Consider the following 17904-nt stretch of genomic DNA (forward strand, 5'->3'; position numbering starts at 1 on the left):
GAGGGAAGCCGATCCCGGGGCCTGGGCACCAACAACGGTTCGATCGGCGTGTCACAACCCGTCGTTGTGGGAGTAGGTTCCGGCTCGTGGAGCTGGACGCCGTTCGCACCTTCGTCGCCGTCGCCGGCACCGGCCAGTTCCAGGCCGCCGCCGACGAGCTGGGCATCACCCAGCAGGGCGCCTCGAAGCGTGTCGGGGCCCTGGAACGGGAGCTGGGGGTTCGGCTGTTCGCGCGGGAGGCGCGGGGCGTCCGGCTCACCGTCGACGGGCAGGCGTTGCTGCCCCACGCCCGCGAGCTACTCCGCGCCGCCGAACGCGTCACGGCGGCCGTGACGCCGGGGCGCCGGCCACTGCGGATCGACGTCGTCAGCCGCAGGATCGCACCGGCCGCCATCCTGCACGCCTTCTACCAGCAGCACCCCGACATCGAGCTGGACGTCGTCGCCCTGGTCAACGCCGACGCCCCGGCGGCACTGGCCGAGGTCGGCGCGGGCACCCTCGACGCGACCTTCAGGTCCCTTCGGGACACCGCCCGCGACCTCCCGCCCGAGCTGCGGTCGGCGCGGGTCGTCGACGACCGGCACGAGCTGCTGGTCGGCCCTCGGCACCCGCTGGCGGACGCCAGGTCCGTGACACCGGCCGATCTCGTCGGTCACCCCATCTGGATGCCCGGCATGACCGACGCCGAGCCGATCGGCTACTACGAGGACCTGGCGAAGGCGTTCGGGCTCACCATCGACACGATCGGGCCGATGTTCGGCATCGAGGCGCTCCTCGCCGAGCTGGCGGACTCGACCCGGCTGGCCAACCTGGTCGGCAGGGGCTCGCGTTACCTCTGGCCGGAGAGCTACGACCTGCGCCGGATCCCGGTCGTCGACCCGACGCCGGTCTACCCGCTCTCGGTGGTGTGGCGGGCGGACAACCCGCACCCGGTCCTCGCGAGCTTCCTCGACCACCTCCACGCGAGGTACCGGGAGACGGCCACCGACGACCTCTGGGTGCCGGACTGGGCGCGTCAGCCGGCCAGTTCCTCCCACAACAGTCGGAAACGCCGCAGCGGGTCGCTCTCGACGGTGGTCGTGTCGCCGAGCACGAGTGTCCGGCGCGTGTCGGGGGCATAGGGGGACCAGTGGGGCAGGCCGGCGCCGTTGGGGTCGCCGGTGCGGGCGAACCGCACCCACGCCCCGGCGAGGTCGTCGGCGAGCTGCCGCGCTCGTGGCGCGTTGTCGCCGGTGATGGGCGCGTCGGCGTTGTGGAAGACGAGTGCGACGTCGATGCCGTGGGTGGCCGCCCAGCGGGCGGGGTCGGCGGGCGAGGGCCAGGTGAACAGGTACAGGTAGGCGGGCGCACCGCCGAGCGCGGCCTTGCGTTCGGCCTGTGCCCTGGCCGCCACGAAGACGCCGCTGTCGGTGCTGATCCTGGCCGCCAGCAGCGCGGGGGAGGCCTGCGGGTATGCGTCCCGGTACTCGGCGACCACGCGTGCCGCGTTGTCCGCGCCCGCGAGCGCGCCCGCGGCCGTGAGCAGCCCGGCCTCGGTCAGCTCGGGGTCGGCCGCGAAGGCCGTCGCCTCGTCCCGGGTCAAGCTGATGATCATGGGCACGTCCCGCGACACCTCGGGCGCGGTCGGCGAGAACGGGTCGCGTGGGATGGCGACACCGTCGACGACCGGGGTGAACTGTGCGGGCGGGGTGCTCGCCTCCAGCCCCGCCTGTGCGGCGACCAGCATCTCGACGGGCACGTCACGCAGCTCGGTGATCCGCCTCGTGGACAGGCCGAGCCGCGCGAGCAGACGGCTCGCGTTGCGGGTGCCGGACTCGCGGTTCGCGAGCGTGAGCGTCGATCCACTCTGGACGGCCGCGCGGTGCACCAGTCCCGCCGCCGAGGGCATGGCGAGCAGCACCGAGGTCTTCGAGCCGCCACCGGACTGGCCGAAAACGGTGACGTTGCCGGGATCGCCGCCGAAGTTGGCGATGTTCTCCCGCACCCACCGCAGCGCGGCGACCGCGTCGAGCATGCCGTTGACGCCGGCACTCGCCCATTCCGCCGGCGCGCCGAGGTCGGCGAGATGGAGGAACCCGAGCAGGCCCAGGCGGTGGTTGACGGTGACCACGACGACGTCGCCGAACCGCGCGAGCGGGTCGCCGTCGAAACCCTGGTGGTTGCCCGAGCCGGTGGAGAACCCGCCGCCGTGGAAGGAGACCAGCACCGGCCTGCGGGCGGCGCCCGGTCGCGGCGTCCACACGTTGAGCACGAGGCAGTCCTCGTCCTGGCCGCCGGGCTGGTCGAGCCAGCTGATCAGCCGCGTGTAGTCGAGGCGGGCGCCCGGGATCGGCTGCGGGGCGATGTGACCGAAGCGGTTGGCGTCCCGCACGCCACGCCACGGCGCGGGTGCCGTGGGCGGCCGGAACCGGTTGGCGCCCCCGGTCGGGCCGCCGTAGGGAATGCCGAGGAACGCGCTCACCCCGGCCGTGCGCCTGCCCCGGACCCAGCCCGACGCCGTCTCGACCAGCTCGACCCCGCCGCGGGTCGGGGTCACGGACGGGGTCGCGGCGGCGAGGTGCGCGTCGAGCAACCCGGCGGCACCGACGAGTGAGGTGGTCGTGAGCAGACCACGACGGCTGATGGCAGACGAGCGGGGAGCATCTGCTGCTGGCGTCATGGCCTCCATGTCAGCACCTGCCGCCGCGGGCAGGAACCGTTGCGGCACAAGACTGGCGATTTCACCGATCCGCCCGTTACCTGTGTGCCACCGGCCGGACGCCGGTGTCCCGATCGTCGTCAACGCCCGCATCGACACGTTCCTGCCCACCGGCGGCATCCCCGCACCGGAGCGCCTCGCGGAGACGGTCGGGCGGGGCAGGCTCTACCGGGACGCGGGCGCCGACTGCGTCTACCCGATCGGCGTGCGTGACCGGCACGACCTCGCGACCCTCGTCGAGGAGCTGCCCGGCCCGGTCAACGGCAACACCGGCGAAGGTCTGGACCTGGCCACGCTCCGGGAGCTGGGGGTGGCACGCGTGTCCTACGGTCCCCGGATCTACCGCGCGGCGCTGGCCGAGCTGAGGTCCGCGGTCCAGGCGCTGGTCTGACGCATCGGGGATGATCGGGCGGTGGGACCTACTGCCAGAGGAGCGCGAGATGCCCAACCCGCACGTCCCGGCCGGCGGTGAGTTCGTGCGCAGCCCCAGCGGCGCGCTCGTGCCCGCCGAGATCGACCCCTTCCACCGGGCGCTGCGGCACGTGGCACCCTCGGGCCTCGTCGGGGACACCACACAGACCGCCGGCATGCGGCGGCTGGAGGCGATCAGCGGCAAGACCGTCGGCGCGAGCGCACTGTGGATGGGCCAGACCCACGTGCCCGCGTCGACGGCGTCCGCCAACCACCACCACGGGGCGTCGGAGACCGCCATCTACGTCGTCTCCGGCCACCCGACCTTCGTCTTCCTGGACGTCGACGGGGACGAGCCGACCGAGACCCGCGTCGAGACCGGGCCGGGCGACTACGTCTTCGTGCCCCCGTACGTCCCGCACCGCGAGGAGAACCCCGACCCGGACACCGAGGCCGTCGTGGTGATCGCACGCACCACCCAGGAGGCGATCGTGGTCAACCTCGACGGCCTCGACTGGTCCGAGGTGCGCGTGGAGTAGCCCCGAGTTAGTCCCTCGGGGCGGAGAGCAGCTCGGCGACCAGCTTCGTGGTCCTGCCCAGCAGCGCCGCCAGCTCGGGCAGGCGCTCGTCGGTGATGCGGATCGTCGGGCCCTGGATGGCGATGGCACCCACCACACCCCCGCCCGGCCGCAGCACCGGCGCCGCCACGGCACGCACGCCAGGGTTGCGTTCCTCGTCGTTGAGTGCCCAGCCCCGCTCACGGACCAGCTCCAGCTCCGCCCGCAGCTGGTCGCGGTCGGTGATGGTGCGGTGGGTGGCGCGGTCCAGGTCGCCGAGCCCCTCGATCTCGGCGTCGATGTCGCCGCACGCGAGCAGGCACTTGCCCATCGCCGAGACGTGCAGCGGGATCCGGGTGCCCGACTCCTGGTTGAACCGCAGCGGCTGGCTCGACATCACGTCCAGCACCACGTTGACCTCGTTGCCCGCGCGGATGCCCAGGTTGATCGACTCGCCCGTCTCCTCGGCCAGCTCCTCCAGCAGCGGCAGCGCCTGCTGGTAGCCGAGCCGCCGCTCCGCCTTGCGCCCGAGCACGACCAGCGCCGGACCCAGTCCGTAGCGCTCGCTGCGTGCGTCCTGGCGGAGCAGCCCGGCCTCGGTCAGCGTGCGCGCGAGGCGGTGGGCGGTGCTCACCGTCAGGCCCGTCCGCTGGGCCAGCTCCGTGACGCCCACGCTGTCGTCGGTGGCCTCGACGCAGTGCAGCACCGCGAGCGCACGCTCGACGGCCTGGGCGCCGGACCTCTGCTGGCTGGGTTGCGGGACGGTCACGGCGAAATTTTCGCACATCAACGCGGTCGCGCCCGGTGGCGCGGTCCCGCTGACATACGTCACCACCGCCTGGCACCCAACCTCTCGTGGAAGCCTGTTCCACACTATGGAAATTGTGGCGGGGCCTGCACCGCCTGTGCCTGGATGGGAGTGCGAGAGGAGTGGTGATGGCCAGGTTGATCCGGTCGCTCGGTGCTCGCCGCGCCCTCCGCGGCGACCGAACGCCTCGGCCTCGCCGGCACGATCAACTCGACGTTCAACGAGCCCTACGAGGTGGCCAGGCACTTCGCGACCCTCGACCACCCCACCGGGACGACCACTTCGACATCGAGGGCCACTTCAACGTCCCACGCGGTCCCCAGGGCCGGCCGGTGATCTTCCAGGCGGGTGACTCCGACGAGGGCCGCGAGTTCGCCGCCGCCACGGCCGACGCGATCTTCTCCCGCCACGGCACCCTGGAGGCGGGGCAGGCGTTCTACGCCGACGTCAAGGGCAGGCTGGCGAAGTACGGCCGCGGCCGCGACTCGCTGAAGGTGTTGCCCGCGGCCACGTTCGTGCTCGGCGACACCGACGCCGAGGCCCGTGAGCACGCCGCGCACGTGCGCCGCCGGCAGGTGAGCGGCCAGACCGCGATCAAGCTGCTGGAGCAGGTGTGGAACCGCGACCTGTCCGCCCACGACCCGGACGGCCCGCTGCCCGACGTCGACCCGGTCGCGGGGGAGAACACGGTCGCCAAGGGCAGGGCGAGTGTCCGCATGACCCGCGATCCCCTTGACCAGGCGAGGAAGTGGCGGCAGCTCGCGGCGGAGAAGAACCTGTCGATCCGCGACCTCATGATCGAGGTGTCCGCGCGGCAGACCTTCGTCGGCTCGCCCCGGACCGTCGCCGACTCGATCAACGACCTGGTGCAGCGCGATGCCGGCGACGGCTTCATCCTCGTCCCGCACATCACCCCGGGCGGTCTGGACACGTTCGCCGACACGGTGGTCCCATTGCTGCAGGAGCGGGGCGTGTTCCGCACCGAGTACACCGGCACCACCCTGCGCGACCACCTGGGTCTGCCCTCGCTGTCATGACCGTTCGAGAGGACACCGCATGACCACGACCACGTTGGCGCTGGAACCGTTGACCGTCACGATCGGGGCCCGGGTGGCGGGTGTCGACCTGACGGCGCAGCCCGCACCGGAGCTGGTGGCCGCGATCCGCTCCGCCCTGCTGGAACGCAAGATGCTGGTCTTCCCGGGGCAGCGGCTGACGCCGTCGTCGCACCGCGCGTTCGCCGCGGCACTCGGCGAGCTGACGCCCGCGCACCCGGTGGTGCCCGGCCTGGACGCCGAGCACCCCGAGATCTACGTGCTCGACAGCGGTGACGGCGGCAAGGCCCCCGTGTGGCACACCGACGTCACGTTCACCCGCACCCCGCCGCTCGGTTCGGTGCTGCGGGCGGTGTCCCTGCCGCCCGCGGGCGGCGACACGTGCTGGACCGACCTCGAGGCCGCCTACCTCTCGCTCTCCCCGCAGCTGCGGCGCCTGGCCGACGAGCTGGAGGCCCTCCACGACGGCCGCGACGACTTCGAGGAGTACCTGCGGGTGCGCCGGTCCGGCGAGGGAAACGTCTGGGAGGGCGAGCTGGTCCGCTCACTCGACCCGGTCGTGCACCCCGTGGTGCGGGTGCACCCGGAGACCGGCAGACGGAGCCTGTTCGTCAACCCCGGCTTCACCACCCGCCTCGTGGACCTGACGGAGACCGAGAGCCGCGCCCTGCTCGGCGTCTTCTTCGCGGCCATCGGCAGGCCCGAACACAGCGTGCGCCACCGGTGGACGCCGGGCGACGTCGTCGTGTGGGACAACCGCAGCACCGCGCACTACGCCGTCGACGACTACGGCGACCAGCAGCGCGTCATGCACCGGATCACCATCCGGGGCGACCGGCCGGTGGGTCCCGGCGTGACGGCCTCGCCGCGCTGACCGACACGCCCGCCCGGTCAGGACCATCACTGGCGTGTTTGGCCGCGGTGGCCGTGGGCACCTCACCACCGAGCGGACGTCGCCGCCAGTGAGTGGAGGAGAAATCGTGATCGGTGAGCTCGAAGCCGTCGTGCTGGACACCCGTGACCCCCACCGCCTTGCCGCGTTCTACCGGGAGGTGATCGGCGCGGAGATCGTCGTGGAACGGCGTGACTGGGTGACGATAGCGGACCGTCAGGGGCGGAAGCTGTCGTTCCAGACCGCGCCGGGCCACGAGGCGCCCCGGTTCCCCGACCCGGCAGGCAGCCAGCAGTTCCACCTCGACGTGCATGTCGAGGACGTGGACGAGGCCGAGCGCAAGGTGCTCGAACTGGGCGCGACACGCGTGCCCAACGCGAACGAGGACCGGACCTTCCGGGTCTACCGCGACCCCGCCGGACACCCGTTCTGCCTCGTGTTCGACTGACGGCCGGTCACGGCCACGCCGGACACCCCCATGCCCGGCCGTCCCACTCGACGAGGAACGGCCGGGCATGGGGCAGGGGAGTACCCCAGACCCGCCCGCCCAGCCCGCACAGCCTGCCGAGAGCCACGGTGAGACTCGCGACGTGGCCGACCACGGCCACCGTCTCCCCGCGATGGGTGTCGGCGATCCTCCCCAACGCCGAGCTCATCCTGGCCACCACCTCGTGCCCGGTCTCGCCGTCGCCGACCCGCTGCGTCAGGTCCCCCGCCACGACCCAGGCGTGGAGCACCTCCGCCGTACGTGCGTGGACCGCCGGGTCGTTCGCCCCTTCGTGTGCGCCGATGCCGACCTCCACCAGCTCCGGCATCGCCGTGATCGCGGCGCCGAGGTGCGCGGCCGTCTGGCGGGCCCGAAGCGCCGTGCTGGCGTAGACCCTGGTGATCGGTTCGCCCGCGAGCGTCCCGGCCGCGGTGACCGCCTGGCGGCGGCCCAGTTCCGTCAGTGGCGCATTGGGCACCGCGCCGGCGAGGCGTCCGGTGACGTTGTGGGACTCGCCGTGGCGCAGGCACCACACCCGTACCGAATCCGCCGTCCGCATGCTTGACACCGCCGCTCCCGGGGTACCTCGAAGGTCCACCGTAGAGGAGGTCAACCCATGATCCTGCGTAGGATCGCTCGCCCGATGTTGGCGGCCGTGTTCGTGTCCGGCGGTATTGACACGTTGCGTAACCCGAAGCCGAGGGTCGCCGCGGCGGCGCCGGCCATCGACAAGGCCGTCGAACAGGTCGGGGACAAGCTTCCGGCGCAGGTGCCGACCGACCCCGAGATGCTGGTGAAGATCAACGCGGCCGCGCAGGTCGGCGCGGGAGTCCTCTTCGGCCTCGGGAAGTTCCCCCGGCTCTCGGCGTTCGTCCTCGCCGCGAGCCTCGCGCCCACGACGGTGGCGGGCCACCGGTTCTGGGAGCAGGAGGACCCGGCGAGCCGCGCGGCGCAGCGCACGCACTTCCTCAAGAACCTCGGCCTGCTCGGCGGGTTGATCATCGCGGCGGCCGACACCCACGGCAAGCCGTCGCTGACCTGGCGGGCGAGGCACGCGACCGACGCACTCGCCGGCTCCGTCCAGGGCACGGTCCACGGCGCCGCGGCCTCCGTGCAGGGCACGGCCAGGTCGGCCGTGGGCAGTCTGGAGGAGGCCGCCAGGTCGGCCGTGGGCAGCGTCGAAGGAGCCGCGAAGTCCGCCCGGGGAAGCGTCCAGGGGGTGGCGAAGTCCGCCCGGGGGAGCGTGGAAGGCGTGGCGAAGTCGGCCAGGGGAAGCGTGGAGGACGCGACCAAGTCGGTCCAGGGCACGGCAAGGTCGGTCAGGAAGAAGCTCGCCTGAGCGGGCGGCCCACCATGCCGGACCGTGGCGGAGACCCCGAGATCCAGGACCTGAGCCTGCCCGAGCTGCGCAGGGCGGCGGCCGGCTGCGAGCGCTGCGACCTGTACCGGGACGCGACCCAGACCGTCTTCGGGAAGGGCCCGGCGCCCGCGCGGCTGATGATGGTCGGCGAACAGCCGGGCGACCAGGAGGACCGGGCCGGCGAGCCGTTCGTCGGCCCGGCGGGTCGGCTGCTGGACCGCGCGCTGGCCGACGCGGGCATCGACCGGGCGCAGGTGTACGTGACGAACGCGGTGAAGCACTTCAGGTTCACCGAACGCGGCAAGCGCAGGATCCACCAGAAGCCGAACCGGACCGAGGCCGTGGCGTGCAGGCCGTGGCTGCTCGGGGAGCTCGCGCGGGTGGCACCCGAGCTGGTGGTGTGCCTCGGTGCGGTCGCGGCCCAGTCGCTGCTGGGATCGTCGTTCCGGCTGACGCGGCACCGCGGTGAGGTCATGGACCTGCCCGGGTCGACCGCGAAGGTGACCGCGACCGTGCATCCGTCGGCCGTGCTGCGTGCCCCGGATCGCGACGAGGCCTACGAGGGGCTCGTCGCCGACCTCACCGCGGCCCGGGGCGTCATGGCCTGAGGCCGGTCAGGTCTGCGACGCGGCGAACTCGCGGACCAGCGCCTCGCAGAACGCGGGCAGGTCGTCGGGGTTGCGGCTGGTGATCAGGCCGCCGTCGATGACGACCTCCTTGTCCACGACCGTGCCGCCCGCGTTGCGGATGTCGGTCCGCACGCTGGGGTAGGAGGTGAGTGTCCTGCCGCGCACGACGTCGGCCTCCACGAGCAGCCACGGGCCGTGGCAGATGGCCGCGATCGGCTTGCCCGCCTCGACGAAGTCGGCGACCAGGCCGACGGCCCGCTCGTTCTGGCGGAGCTTGTCGGGGTTGGTCGTGCCGCCGGGCAGGATGAGCGCGTCGTAGTTCTCGGCCGAGGCCGACTCGACGGTCAGGTCCACCGCGAACGTGTCGGCCTTCTCGACGTCGGCGTTCATCGCCTGGATCGGCTCCTCGGACAGCGCGATCAGGTCGGCGTGTCCGCCGGACTGCTCGACCGCGGCCCTCGGTTCCTCCAGCTCGACCTGTTCGACGCCGTCGGTGGCGAGGATCGCGATCCTGCGCCCGCGCAACGACTGGGCCAGCGATGTCGCCGGCGACTGGTTGGCCATGTCCGGCTCCTCCTCGTCAAGGCGCTGGTCGAGCGACTCGCCCTCGCGCTGCTCGCGTTCCGTCGTGCCGAAGCGGTTGGCTCCCGACCAACCTTCCGGGGGTTCGACCCCACCCTCCAGGGGGTCGGTGGCCAGCTCGTCCTCGTCGAGCTGCTCGCTGGTGGTGAAGTCCGGGTCAGATGGGGTGGTCATGGTGACGCGGGTACCCGCTGCCGGCCGCCGTACACGGTCGTCCGCCCGGGAAGGGAGATGCGATGTGCAAAAAGCAGGTGGCACGAGGTTCGGGTCCGACGGACGCGGGGTAACCCCCGGGAAGTTGTGCGTATCGGTCCGACGACGGGACACCCCCCATGCACATAGCGATGATCTCCGCGCACGCGAGCCCGCTGACGGGGGAGGTGGAGCCCGACGAGCACGGCCGTCACGTCGGGGAGCTGTCCGCCGCGCTCGTGCGGGCAGGCCACGAGGTCACGGTCTACACCAGGAAGGCGTCCGGTCGGCAGGCCGCCGAGGTGTGCTCCGCCCAGGGCTACCGCGTGGTGCACCTGCCCGCCGGACCCGCGAAGCACGTCCCCCGCGACGAGCTGCTGCCCTACCTGGGTGAGTTCACCAGGCGGCTGCGCACCAGGTTCGCCGAGGACCTGCCGGACGTCGTGCACTCGCACTTCTGGCTGTCCGGGCTCGCCGCCGTGTTCGTGAGCATGGCCGCCCCGATGCCGATCGTGCACACCTTCCACTCGCTCGGCACGACGAGGCGCCGCAACGACGAGAACGACCCGAGTCCGGTGGAGCGGATCCGCCTCGAACGGATGGTCGGCCAGTCGGTCACCAGGGTCATCGCCACCTCCGAGGACGAGGTGCGGGAGCTGCGCGGGATGCGGGTGACCGGCAGGCACGTCTCCGTCGTCCCGCGTGGCATGGACTGCGACCGCTTCCGCCCCGACGGCCCCCGCCTGACCAGGCGGCTGCGGTGCCGGGTGGTCAGCGCCGGCCAACTCGCGCCGCGCACCGGGTTCGCCGACGTCGTCGAGGCCATGACCCACCTGCCGGACACGGAGCTGGTGATCGCGGGCGGACCCGACCGGGAGCGGCTGCCGCAGGACCCCGTGGCGTGCCGGCTGCGTGAGCTGGCGGAACGGGTCGGCGTGGCCGACCGCGTGCGGCTCGTGGGGCAGGTGCCGACCGAGCGGATGCCGGAGCTGTTGCGTTCCGCCGACGTGGCGGCGTGCGTGCCGTGGTACGAGCCGTCCGGCAACGAGGCGCTCGAGGCGATGGCGTGCGGCGTGCCCGTGCTGGCGACCTCGGTCGGCGACCTCGCCGACACCGTCGTCGACGGCGCGACCGGGGTGCTCGTGCCACCACGCAGGCCCGAGAAGCTCGCGGCGGCGATGCGGGCGCTGCTCGCCGACCCGGCGCGCCGGGACTTCCTCGGCGCGACGGGGCGTGAGCGGGTCGAGGTCCACCACAGGTGGGACCGGATCGCACGGGACACCGCGGACGTCTACGAGGAGAGCCGCGACCGGGCCCTCACCTGCAGTGTGTCGTGAACAGTCAACATTGAACAATCAGCCTTGAGCAGCGAGGCGGGAGGCCCGCTTGCGCTCCGCGACCATGGCTTCCTGCGCCAGTACCTCGGGGTCGGCGGCCCCCGCCTTCCGGTAGACGTACACCGTCTCCTCGGCCACGCGGTCCCAGGAGTAGCGGGCCGTCGCCCGGTCCCGGCCCGCGGCACCGAACTGCTCGCACGTCGACCGGTGCGACAGCACCCGCTGCAGCGTGGCCGCGAGCTCGCGTGGTTTCCTCGGCGTGACGTGGATGCCGGTGACCCGGTCGACCACGGTGTCCACCAGCCCGCCCACCTTGTTGGCGACCACGGCGAGTCCGCACGCCATCGCCTCGAGCGCGGCGATCCCGAACGTCGACTCCCACTGCGTGCACACCATCAGGTCGGCGGACCGAAGCAGCGCGGGCATCTCGGCGTGGGGGACGGCACCCAGCAGCCGCACCCGGTCCGCCACCCCGAGGGAGGACGCGTAGTCACGCAGCTCGTGCGCGTGCGCCCCCTCGTACGGCTCGCTGGCGATCACGAGCTCGGCCTCCGGCAGCGCGGGCAGCGCGGCGACCGCGGTGCCGAAGCCGGAGGAGGGCGTCATCTCCCCGAGCGCGACGACCCGCTGGGGCCGGGTCCTCTCGGCCTGGTCGCCGTCCGGGTCGAAGAGGTCGAGGTCCACGCCATAGGGCACCAGGGAGATGTTCTCGCGGGCCACACCGGCGGCGACGAGCCGCGCCCGCTGCGCGGAGAACGTCGCGACGACGTGGTCGGCACTCCGCAGGGCCCGGTCGTCCTGGCCGGTGACCTCGTGCGGGCTGAACACGAACGGGACGTCGATCGCGTGGGCCGCGGCAGCCGCGCCGTCGACCGGGCAGTGCGCGTGCACCAGGTCCGGGGCGCCCGACCGCAGCCGGGCGGTCAGGTCGTCGTGCCGGGTGTGCACCGTGACCTCGTGGCCCGCGCGGGTGAGGGCCTCCGCCAGAGCCGCCACGTGCGCCTTCCGGGACACCGACCCCCGCAGCTGGTCGGTTCCGGCGATCATGGCGATCCTCAGCATGTGAGCCACCTTCCCGGGCAGGGTCGGACACCCGGGCACATGCGCGCCGGCGCCGGCCCCGTCCGCTCCACAAGGGACGAACAAATCGGGCCGCGCCAGCTGTTTGACGCTGAACAACGGGTACCCGCCACGCGCCCGGCCCAAACCGCGCCCCGCCCGTGGTTCGGCGGCAGGCGCGCGGGTACACGCGGGGCATGGTGAGCATCGGATACTTCCTGTCCTGTGAAGAGTTCGGCCCGAAGGAGCTCGTGCGGCAGGCCCGGCAGGCGGCCGACGCGGGCTTCGAGCGGCTGTGGATCTCCGACCACTACCACCCGTGGAACGACACCCAGGGCCAGAGCCCGTTCGTGTGGTCGGTGATCGGCGCGCTGTCCGAGGCCGTCGACCTGCCCGTCGCCACGGCCGTGACCTGCCCGACGGTCCGCATCCACCCCGCGGTGCTCGCGCAGGCGACCGCCACCGCGGCCGTGCAGCTGGACGGCAGGTTCGTCCTCGGCGTCGGGTCGGGCGAGGCGCTCAACGAGCACATCCTCGGCGACCCGTGGCCGTCGGCCGACGTGCGGCTGGAGATGCTGGAGGAGGCCGTCGAGATCATCAGGACCCTGCACGGCGGCGGTACCAACAGCTACTCCGGCAAGCACTACACGGTGGAGAACGCGCGCGTGTACACGCTGCCGCCCGAGCCGGTGCCGATCTACGTGTCCGCGTTCGGCCCGAAGGCCGCCGAGGTCGCCGGCCGCATCGGCGACGGTTTCGTCAGCGTGCAGCCCGACGCCGACATGGTGAACGCCTACCGCGAGGCGGGCGGGAAGGGCCCCGCGCAGGGTGGTTTCAAGGTCTGCCACGCCAGGACCGCGGCGGAGGGCCTGACGACGGCACACCGGATCTGGCCCAACGAGGGGCTGCCCGGCGAGCTGGCGCAGGTGCTGCCGCAGCCGAAGCACTTCGAGCAGGCGAGCGAGCTCGTGACCGAGGACATGCTGAGCCTGCCGACCGGCCCCGACCCCGAGCCGTACGTCGAGCGGGTCAGGGCGTTCGCGGACGCGGGCTTCGACGAGGTGCACGTGGCGCAGATCGGACCCGACCAGGACGAGTTCTTCCGGTTCTGGCGCGAGGAGGTGGCGCCACTCCTGAAGTGAGGACTCGGGTACCCGTGTCGAGGTGTGATCAGCGGGTAACCCGGGCATCAGCGATCGGCGCGGCGAGGCTGCCCAGGCTGCCGCTCGCCAGATGGCCGGCGGTGTGCAGCCACGGGTGTTCAGCAGCGAGCACCCGTGCCCCGGCCATCGAGCCCTAGTTGAGCTCGAGCAGGCCCAGCAGGACGCCTTCGCGGGTGGACCACGGGCAGATGTCGATGGAGGCGTGGCCGGTGGCGGTCATGAGCGCCTCGGCGACGACCGCGCCCGCGAACACCTGCCGGGCTCGGTGGGAGGAGATGCCGGGGAGCCGGGCGCGGTGCCGCGGCGACAGCCGCGCGAGCAGGGGAATCCACGCGGCGATGTCGTCGGCGCGGAGGTGGTTGGTGCCGGCCAGCTTCGCGAGTGACTCGAAGACCTTGGAACAGCCGGTGGCCGGTGCCTCGGCCAGGGCGCCGCGCAGCTCGGGTGGTATCGCGTCGCGGATCTCCCCGCGCAGCATCGTGCGGGTGTCGTCGAGGTCGGTGGTGTCGGTGAGCCCGGCCATGGTGAGGGTCCTGGCGCCGAGGGGGAGCGAACACGTGAAGGCCGGTCGGCGGGTGGCACCGTAGGCGATCTCGACGGTGCCGCCGCCGACGTCGAGCACGGTGAGGGCGTCGGCCGGGCCGTGCCAGTGGCGTGCCGCCTGGTAGGCGAGGCGGGCCTCCTGTTTGCCGGTGAGGAACCGCAGGGTGACGCCGGTTCGTTCGGCGACGGTCTCGACGACGGTGTCCGCGTTGGTCGCGTCGCGGACCGACGACGTGGCGAAGGGCAGGAACCTGCCGGCACCCAGGCCGTGCAGTCGCTGTTCGGTTGTCTGGACGGCGTCCACGATGTGCTCGATGCCGCGTCGGGTGATGCGGCCGTCCGCGTCGATGGCCTGGTCGAGACGGAGTCTCACCTTGTGGGACACGACCTGGCGGTCGGGGGTGTGGTCCACGACGAGCAGGTGTGCGCTGAAGCAGCCGACGTCGAGGACCGCGACTCTGGCGGACTCCTTGTCGCGCGGTGTCGATTTCGTGGCCACGTCACTCCCGGGCTCGGCAACAGGTCGATACCCGCCGCTCCTTGACGTGATCGCGTCACGATCCTACGACGGCGGGTCGCGCCGTCCGTCGGCGCCACAGGAAACCTATGGGCAAGGATGGCGGAATGCCTGACTTTTCGCTGGACGAGTCGACGAGTTCGCCTGGACGGGCTGCCGGAGGTTCATTCGACAGTGGCGCCGGGGCTGGTAAATCCCCCGGCGCCACCGGGATCAGAAGTCCTCGTCGAAGCTGACCGTGCCGCTGACCGCCACCTGGTAGGCGGAAACGCGGCGTTCGAAGAAGTTGGACAGCTCCTGCACGTCCTGCAGTTCCATGAACGCGAACGGGTTCCTCGACCCGTACTCCGGCTCGAGGCCCAGCGCGGCGAGGCGCCGGTCGGCGACGTGCTGGAGGTACTCGCGCATGTCCCCGAGGGTGAGACCGGCCACACCTCCGGTGAGCAGGTCCTCCGCGAACCGTACCTCGGCCTCCACCGCTTCCCGGAGCATCCGGCGTACCTGGGCGTGCAGCTCGTCGTCGAACAGGTCGGGTTCCTCGCGGCGGACGGTGTCGACGACGTCGAACGCGAACGTCATGTGCATGGACTCGTCGCGGAACACCCAGTTGGTGCCCGACGCCAACCCGTTCAGCAGCCCCCGTGAGCGCAGGAAGTACACGTACGCGAAGGCGCCGTAGAAGAACAGACCCTCGATGCACGCGGCGAAGCAGATCAGGTTGAGCAGGAAGGCACGCCGGTCCGCGCGCGTCTCCAGGCGGTTCAGGTGCTCGATCGAGTCGATCCACCGGTAGCAGAACTCGGCCTTCTGCCGGATCGACGGGATGTTCTCCACCGCGGCGAACGCGGCGACCCGCTCTTGCTCGTCGGGCAGGTAGGTGTCGAGCAGCGTCAGGTAGAACTGGACGTGCACGGCCTCCTCGAACAGCTGCCGCGACAGGTAGAGGCGGGCCTCCGGCGCGTTGACGTGCTCGTACAGGTTCAGCACCAGGTTGTTCGCCACGATCGTGTCACCGGTGGCGAAGAACGCGACCAGGCGGTTGACCAGGTGGCGCTCCGCGTCGGTGAGCTTGTCCAGGTCCGCGAGGTCGGAGTGCAGGTCCACCTCCTCGACGGTCCAGGTGTTCCTGATCGCGTCCCGGAAGCGTTCGTAGAACAGGGGGTAGCGCATCGGCCGCAGGGTCAGGTCCATGCCGGGGTCGAGCAGGGCCTGCCTGCGTGCGGTGTTTCCCAGCGTGGAGTTCGGGGTGGTCACTGGCATGCCTCACATGACTCGGGGTTCTCCAGGGAGCAGGCGGCAGGGTCCACTGTGGACTCCACGGCGGCGACAGTGGCCTGCTGGATGCGGGTGGCCGGGCGGGACCGCAGGTAGTAGGTGGTCTTGAGGCCGGACTGCCAGGCGTAGCGGTACATCGACGACAGCTTCCCGATCGTCGGCGAGGCCACGAACAGGTTCAGCGACTGGCTCTGGTCGACGTAGGGGCCGCGCGCGGCGGCCAGGTCGACGAGCGCGCGCTGCGGCAGCTCCCACGCCGTGCGGAACAGCTCCTTCGTCGCGGCGGGCAGGTCGAGCCCGGCCACCGAGCCGTCGTCGCGCTTGAGGCGGTCGCGGGTCGCGGCCGTCCACAGGCCGAGCGCCTTCAGCTCCGCCACCAGGTACGCGTTGACCTGGAGGAACTCGCCGGACAGCGTCTCACGCTTGAAGACGTTCGACACCTGCGGCTCGATGCACTCGAAGCAGCCCGCGATCGACGCGATCGTGGCCGTCGGCGCGATCGCCACGAGCAGCGAGTTCCGCAGCCCCGACTCGGCGACCTTCTCGCGCAGCGCGGTCCACCGCGTCGTCTGCGTCGGCGTCACGCCCCACAGGTCGGGCTGCAGACTTCCCCGTGCCGCACGGGTCTCCGCGTAGGCCGGGTGCGCACCCGCGGCGGCGGCCAGGTCGGCGGAGGTCTCCAGCGCGGTCAGGTACACGTCCTCGGACAGGCGCGTGGACAGCTCGCGTGCCTCGGCGGAGTCGAACGCCAGGCGCAGCGTGAAGAACACGTCCTGCAGCCCCATGACCCCGAGACCGACCGGCCGCCAGCGCGGGTTGCTGCGACCCGCCTGTTCGGTGGGGTAGTAGTTGATGTCGATCACGCGGTCCAGGAAGGTCACCGCGACGCGGACGGTCTCCCGAAGCCGGTCCCAGTCGACGGCGCCGTCCACGACGTGGGCACCGAGGTTGACCGAGCCGAGGTTGCAGACGGCGGTCTCGTGGTCGTTGGTGACCTCGAGGATCTCCGTGCAGAGGTTGGAAAGGTGGATGACGTTGCTCGCGTCGGCGGTCTGGTTGGACGTGCGGTTGGCGGTGTCCTTGAACGTCATCCAGCCGTTGCCGGTCTGGGCGAGCGTGCGCATCATCTTCGCGTACAGGTCACGGGCCCTGACCGTGCGCACGGCCCGGCCCGCCTGCTCCGCGGCGCGGTAGGCCTCGTCGAAGGCGGTGCCCCACAGGTCGGGCAGCTCGGGGATCTCGTCGGGGTCGAACAGCGACCAGTCGGCGTCGTCCTCGACGCGGCGCATGAACTCGTCGGGGATCCAGTTGGCGATGTTGAGGTTGTGGGTGCGGCGCGCGTCCTCACCGGTGTTGTCGCGCAGCTCCAGGAACTCCTCGATGTCGGGGTGCCACGTCTCCAGGTACACGCAGGCCGCGCCCTTGCGCCGCCCGCCCTGGTTCACCGCGGCGACCGAGGCGTCGAGCGTGCGCAGCCACGGCACGATGCCGTTCGAGTGACCGTTGGTGCCGCGGATCAGCGCACCCCGCGAGCGCACCCGGGACCACTGCACGCCGATGCCGCCCGCGAACTTCGACAGCCGCGCGACCTGCCCGTACCGCTCGTAGATGGACTCCAGCTCGTCGCGCGGCGAGTCCAGCAGATAGCAGGAGGACATCTGCGTGTGGCTGGTGCCGGAGTTGAACAGGGTCGGCGAGCTGGGCAGGTAGGCGAGCGAGGACATGAGGCGGTAGAAGCGGATCGCCTCGGCCGGGGTGTGGGAGAGTCCACACGCGACACGCAGCAGCCAGTACTGCGGCCGCTCGGTGACGGCCCTGCTGTCGGGGTGCCGCAGCAGGTAGCGGTCGTACACCGTGCGCAGGCCGAAGTACTCGAACCGGTGGTCGCCGTCGTGGTCGACGGCGTCGTCGAGCTTGCGGGCGTGCGTGGCGACGAAGGCCGCGGTCCCGTCGCCGATCAGCCCGTGCGCGTGGCCGAGCGCGATGGACTGGCTGAACGAGTGGATGCCCTGGCCGCGCACCTCCTTGTCGATCAGGGTCGCGAGCAGCCGGGCCGCCAGCCTGGAGTACTCCGGCTCCTCCGCGACCAGCTCGGCGGCCGTCCTGATCGACAGGCGGTCCAGCTCCACGGTCGTCGCGCCGTCGTAGAGGCCACTGATCGTCTTCGTCGCGACCCGTGACGGGTCCACTGTGGACAGTCCGGTGGCGCTGCGGGCCACGGCGCGGACGATCTTGTCCACGTCGACGTTCTCGAACTCGCCACTGCGTTTGCGCACCCGCATCGTCGGCTGCGCTGTCTCGTCGTCTACGTCCCGTGTGTCGACGGGGCTTGCCGTCAC

17 protein-coding genes and 1 pseudogene are annotated in these 17904 nt (G+C 71.9%); 10 read left to right on the top strand and 8 right to left on the bottom strand.

Annotated features, from left to right (window positions below; genetic code table 11):
• Positions 1-86 precede the first annotated feature (86 nt).
• Positions 87-1121 carry a LysR family transcriptional regulator gene (locus tag CLV71_RS25175; protein ID WP_133905285.1) on the top strand — a complete coding sequence of 345 codons (1035 nt, stop codon included), beginning with the start codon at positions 87-89 and terminating at the stop codon, positions 1119-1121.
• On the opposite strand, the gene CLV71_RS25180 is transcribed toward CLV71_RS25175, so the two are convergent.
• On the bottom strand, positions 1016-2659 hold the full coding sequence (locus tag CLV71_RS25180; protein WP_243866691.1) for a carboxylesterase/lipase family protein: 1644 nt from the start codon (positions 2657-2659) through the stop codon (positions 1016-1018). The two genes, CLV71_RS25175 and CLV71_RS25180, sit on opposite strands and share 106 nt — an antisense overlap.
• Before the next feature lie 7 nt (positions 2660-2666).
• Between CLV71_RS25180 and CLV71_RS25185 the strand changes: the two genes are divergently transcribed.
• Positions 2667-3089 carry an isocitrate lyase/phosphoenolpyruvate mutase family protein gene (locus CLV71_RS25185; protein WP_243866692.1) on the top strand — a complete coding sequence of 141 codons (423 nt, stop codon included), beginning with the start codon at positions 2667-2669 and terminating at the stop codon, positions 3087-3089.
• A gap of 49 nt (positions 3090-3138) precedes the next feature.
• Entirely contained in the window at positions 3139-3648 is a 510-nt protein-coding gene (locus CLV71_RS25190) for a cupin domain-containing protein (protein WP_133905287.1), read from the top strand.
• A 7-nt stretch (positions 3649-3655) separates the two neighbouring features.
• Here CLV71_RS25190 and CLV71_RS25195 read toward each other — a convergent pair whose 3' ends face one another.
• The gene (locus CLV71_RS25195) at positions 3656-4435 is read right to left on the bottom strand and encodes an IclR family transcriptional regulator (RefSeq protein WP_208297741.1); all 780 of its coding nucleotides are present in this window, start codon (positions 4433-4435) and stop codon (positions 3656-3658) included.
• A 189-nt stretch (positions 4436-4624) separates the two neighbouring features.
• Here CLV71_RS25195 and CLV71_RS25200 point away from each other — a divergent pair.
• The 3 genes and pseudogenes from CLV71_RS25200 to CLV71_RS25210 all read left to right on the top strand — a co-directional run.
• Positions 4625-5511: pseudogene (locus CLV71_RS25200) on the top strand (LLM class flavin-dependent oxidoreductase); the annotation flags it as partial.
• A 19-nt stretch (positions 5512-5530) separates the two neighbouring features.
• Positions 5531-6403 (top strand): TauD/TfdA dioxygenase family protein, encoded by an 873-nt coding sequence (locus tag CLV71_RS25205; protein ID WP_133905289.1) that lies wholly within the window; start codon positions 5531-5533, stop codon positions 6401-6403.
• 106 nt (positions 6404-6509) lie between these two features.
• Complete coding sequence (locus CLV71_RS25210) at positions 6510-6869, top strand: VOC family protein (protein WP_133905290.1); 360 nt, start codon at positions 6510-6512, stop codon at positions 6867-6869.
• Positions 6870-6876: 7 nt separating this feature from the next.
• Here CLV71_RS25210 and CLV71_RS25215 read toward each other — a convergent pair whose 3' ends face one another.
• Positions 6877-7467, bottom strand: coding sequence for a histidine phosphatase family protein (locus tag CLV71_RS25215; protein WP_208297742.1), 591 nt, complete (start codon positions 7465-7467; stop codon positions 6877-6879).
• Between the two features lie 57 nt (positions 7468-7524).
• Between CLV71_RS25215 and CLV71_RS25220 the strand changes: the two genes are divergently transcribed.
• The gene (locus CLV71_RS25220) at positions 7525-8247 is read left to right on the top strand and encodes a DoxX family protein (RefSeq protein WP_133905291.1); all 723 of its coding nucleotides are present in this window, start codon (positions 7525-7527) and stop codon (positions 8245-8247) included.
• A 14-nt stretch (positions 8248-8261) separates the two neighbouring features.
• A complete protein-coding gene (locus tag CLV71_RS25225; RefSeq protein WP_133905292.1) occupies positions 8262-8876 on the top strand; it encodes a UdgX family uracil-DNA binding protein in 615 nt (204 codons plus the stop codon).
• A gap of 6 nt (positions 8877-8882) precedes the next feature.
• On the opposite strand, the gene CLV71_RS25230 is transcribed toward CLV71_RS25225, so the two are convergent.
• A complete protein-coding gene (locus tag CLV71_RS25230; protein WP_133905354.1) occupies positions 8883-9434 on the bottom strand; it encodes a type 1 glutamine amidotransferase domain-containing protein in 552 nt (183 codons plus the stop codon).
• Between the two features lie 377 nt (positions 9435-9811).
• On the opposite strand from CLV71_RS25230, the gene CLV71_RS25235 reads away from it, so the two are divergent.
• The gene (locus CLV71_RS25235) at positions 9812-11008 is read left to right on the top strand and encodes a glycosyltransferase (protein ID WP_133905293.1); all 1197 of its coding nucleotides are present in this window, start codon (positions 9812-9814) and stop codon (positions 11006-11008) included.
• A gap of 18 nt (positions 11009-11026) precedes the next feature.
• Here CLV71_RS25235 and CLV71_RS25240 read toward each other — a convergent pair whose 3' ends face one another.
• Positions 11027-12070, bottom strand: coding sequence for a glycosyltransferase (locus CLV71_RS25240; protein WP_133905294.1), 1044 nt, complete (start codon positions 12068-12070; stop codon positions 11027-11029).
• A gap of 194 nt (positions 12071-12264) precedes the next feature.
• Here CLV71_RS25240 and CLV71_RS25245 point away from each other — a divergent pair, with 194 nt between their 5' ends.
• Positions 12265-13209 (top strand): TIGR03557 family F420-dependent LLM class oxidoreductase, encoded by a 945-nt coding sequence (locus CLV71_RS25245; protein WP_133905295.1) that lies wholly within the window; start codon positions 12265-12267, stop codon positions 13207-13209.
• A 154-nt stretch (positions 13210-13363) separates the two neighbouring features.
• Here the strand turns inward: CLV71_RS25245 and CLV71_RS25250 are convergent, their stop codons facing one another.
• The 3 genes from CLV71_RS25250 to CLV71_RS25260 form a co-directional block, all read right to left on the bottom strand.
• Positions 13364-14272: a Ppx/GppA phosphatase family protein gene (locus CLV71_RS25250; protein WP_133905296.1), complete on the bottom strand. Its 909-nt coding sequence runs from the start codon at positions 14270-14272 to the stop codon at positions 13364-13366.
• A 231-nt stretch (positions 14273-14503) separates the two neighbouring features.
• Positions 14504-15550 carry a ribonucleotide-diphosphate reductase subunit beta gene (locus CLV71_RS25255; protein ID WP_133905297.1) on the bottom strand — a complete coding sequence of 349 codons (1047 nt, stop codon included), beginning with the start codon at positions 15548-15550 and terminating at the stop codon, positions 14504-14506.
• Positions 15541-17904: a ribonucleoside-diphosphate reductase subunit alpha gene (locus CLV71_RS25260; protein WP_243866693.1), complete on the bottom strand. Its 2364-nt coding sequence runs from the start codon at positions 17902-17904 to the stop codon at positions 15541-15543. Before CLV71_RS25260 ends, CLV71_RS25255 begins: the two co-directional genes overlap by 10 nt.

Origin of the sequence: Actinophytocola oryzae, from assembly GCF_004364325.1 — a bacterium.
Taxonomy (GTDB): Bacteria; Actinomycetota; Actinomycetes; order Mycobacteriales; family Pseudonocardiaceae; genus Actinophytocola; species Actinophytocola oryzae.

Bases quoted from the DNA above. Each gene is read 5' to 3' on its own strand.
- CLV71_RS25180 (WP_243866691.1), bottom strand. From the start codon at position 2,659: ATGACGCCAGCAGCAGATGCTCCCCGCTCGTCTGCCATCAGCCGTCGT.
- CLV71_RS25185 (WP_243866692.1), top strand. From the start codon at position 2,667: ATGTCAGCACCTGCCGCCGCGGGCAGGAACCGTTGCGGCACAAGACTG.
- CLV71_RS25190 (WP_133905287.1), top strand. From the start codon at position 3,139: ATGCCCAACCCGCACGTCCCGGCCGGCGGTGAGTTCGTGCGCAGCCCC.
- CLV71_RS25205 (WP_133905289.1), top strand. From the start codon at position 5,531: ATGACCACGACCACGTTGGCGCTGGAACCGTTGACCGTCACGATCGGG.
- CLV71_RS25215 (WP_208297742.1), bottom strand. From the start codon at position 7,467: ATGCGGACGGCGGATTCGGTACGGGTGTGGTGCCTGCGCCACGGCGAG.
- CLV71_RS25220 (WP_133905291.1), top strand. From the start codon at position 7,525: ATGATCCTGCGTAGGATCGCTCGCCCGATGTTGGCGGCCGTGTTCGTG.
- CLV71_RS25225 (WP_133905292.1), top strand. From the start codon at position 8,262: ATGCCGGACCGTGGCGGAGACCCCGAGATCCAGGACCTGAGCCTGCCC.
- CLV71_RS25235 (WP_133905293.1), top strand. From the start codon at position 9,812: ATGCACATAGCGATGATCTCCGCGCACGCGAGCCCGCTGACGGGGGAG.
- CLV71_RS25240 (WP_133905294.1), bottom strand. From the start codon at position 12,070: ATGCTGAGGATCGCCATGATCGCCGGAACCGACCAGCTGCGGGGGTCG.
- CLV71_RS25245 (WP_133905295.1), top strand. From the start codon at position 12,265: ATGGTGAGCATCGGATACTTCCTGTCCTGTGAAGAGTTCGGCCCGAAG.
- CLV71_RS25255 (WP_133905297.1), bottom strand. From the start codon at position 15,550: ATGCCAGTGACCACCCCGAACTCCACGCTGGGAAACACCGCACGCAGG.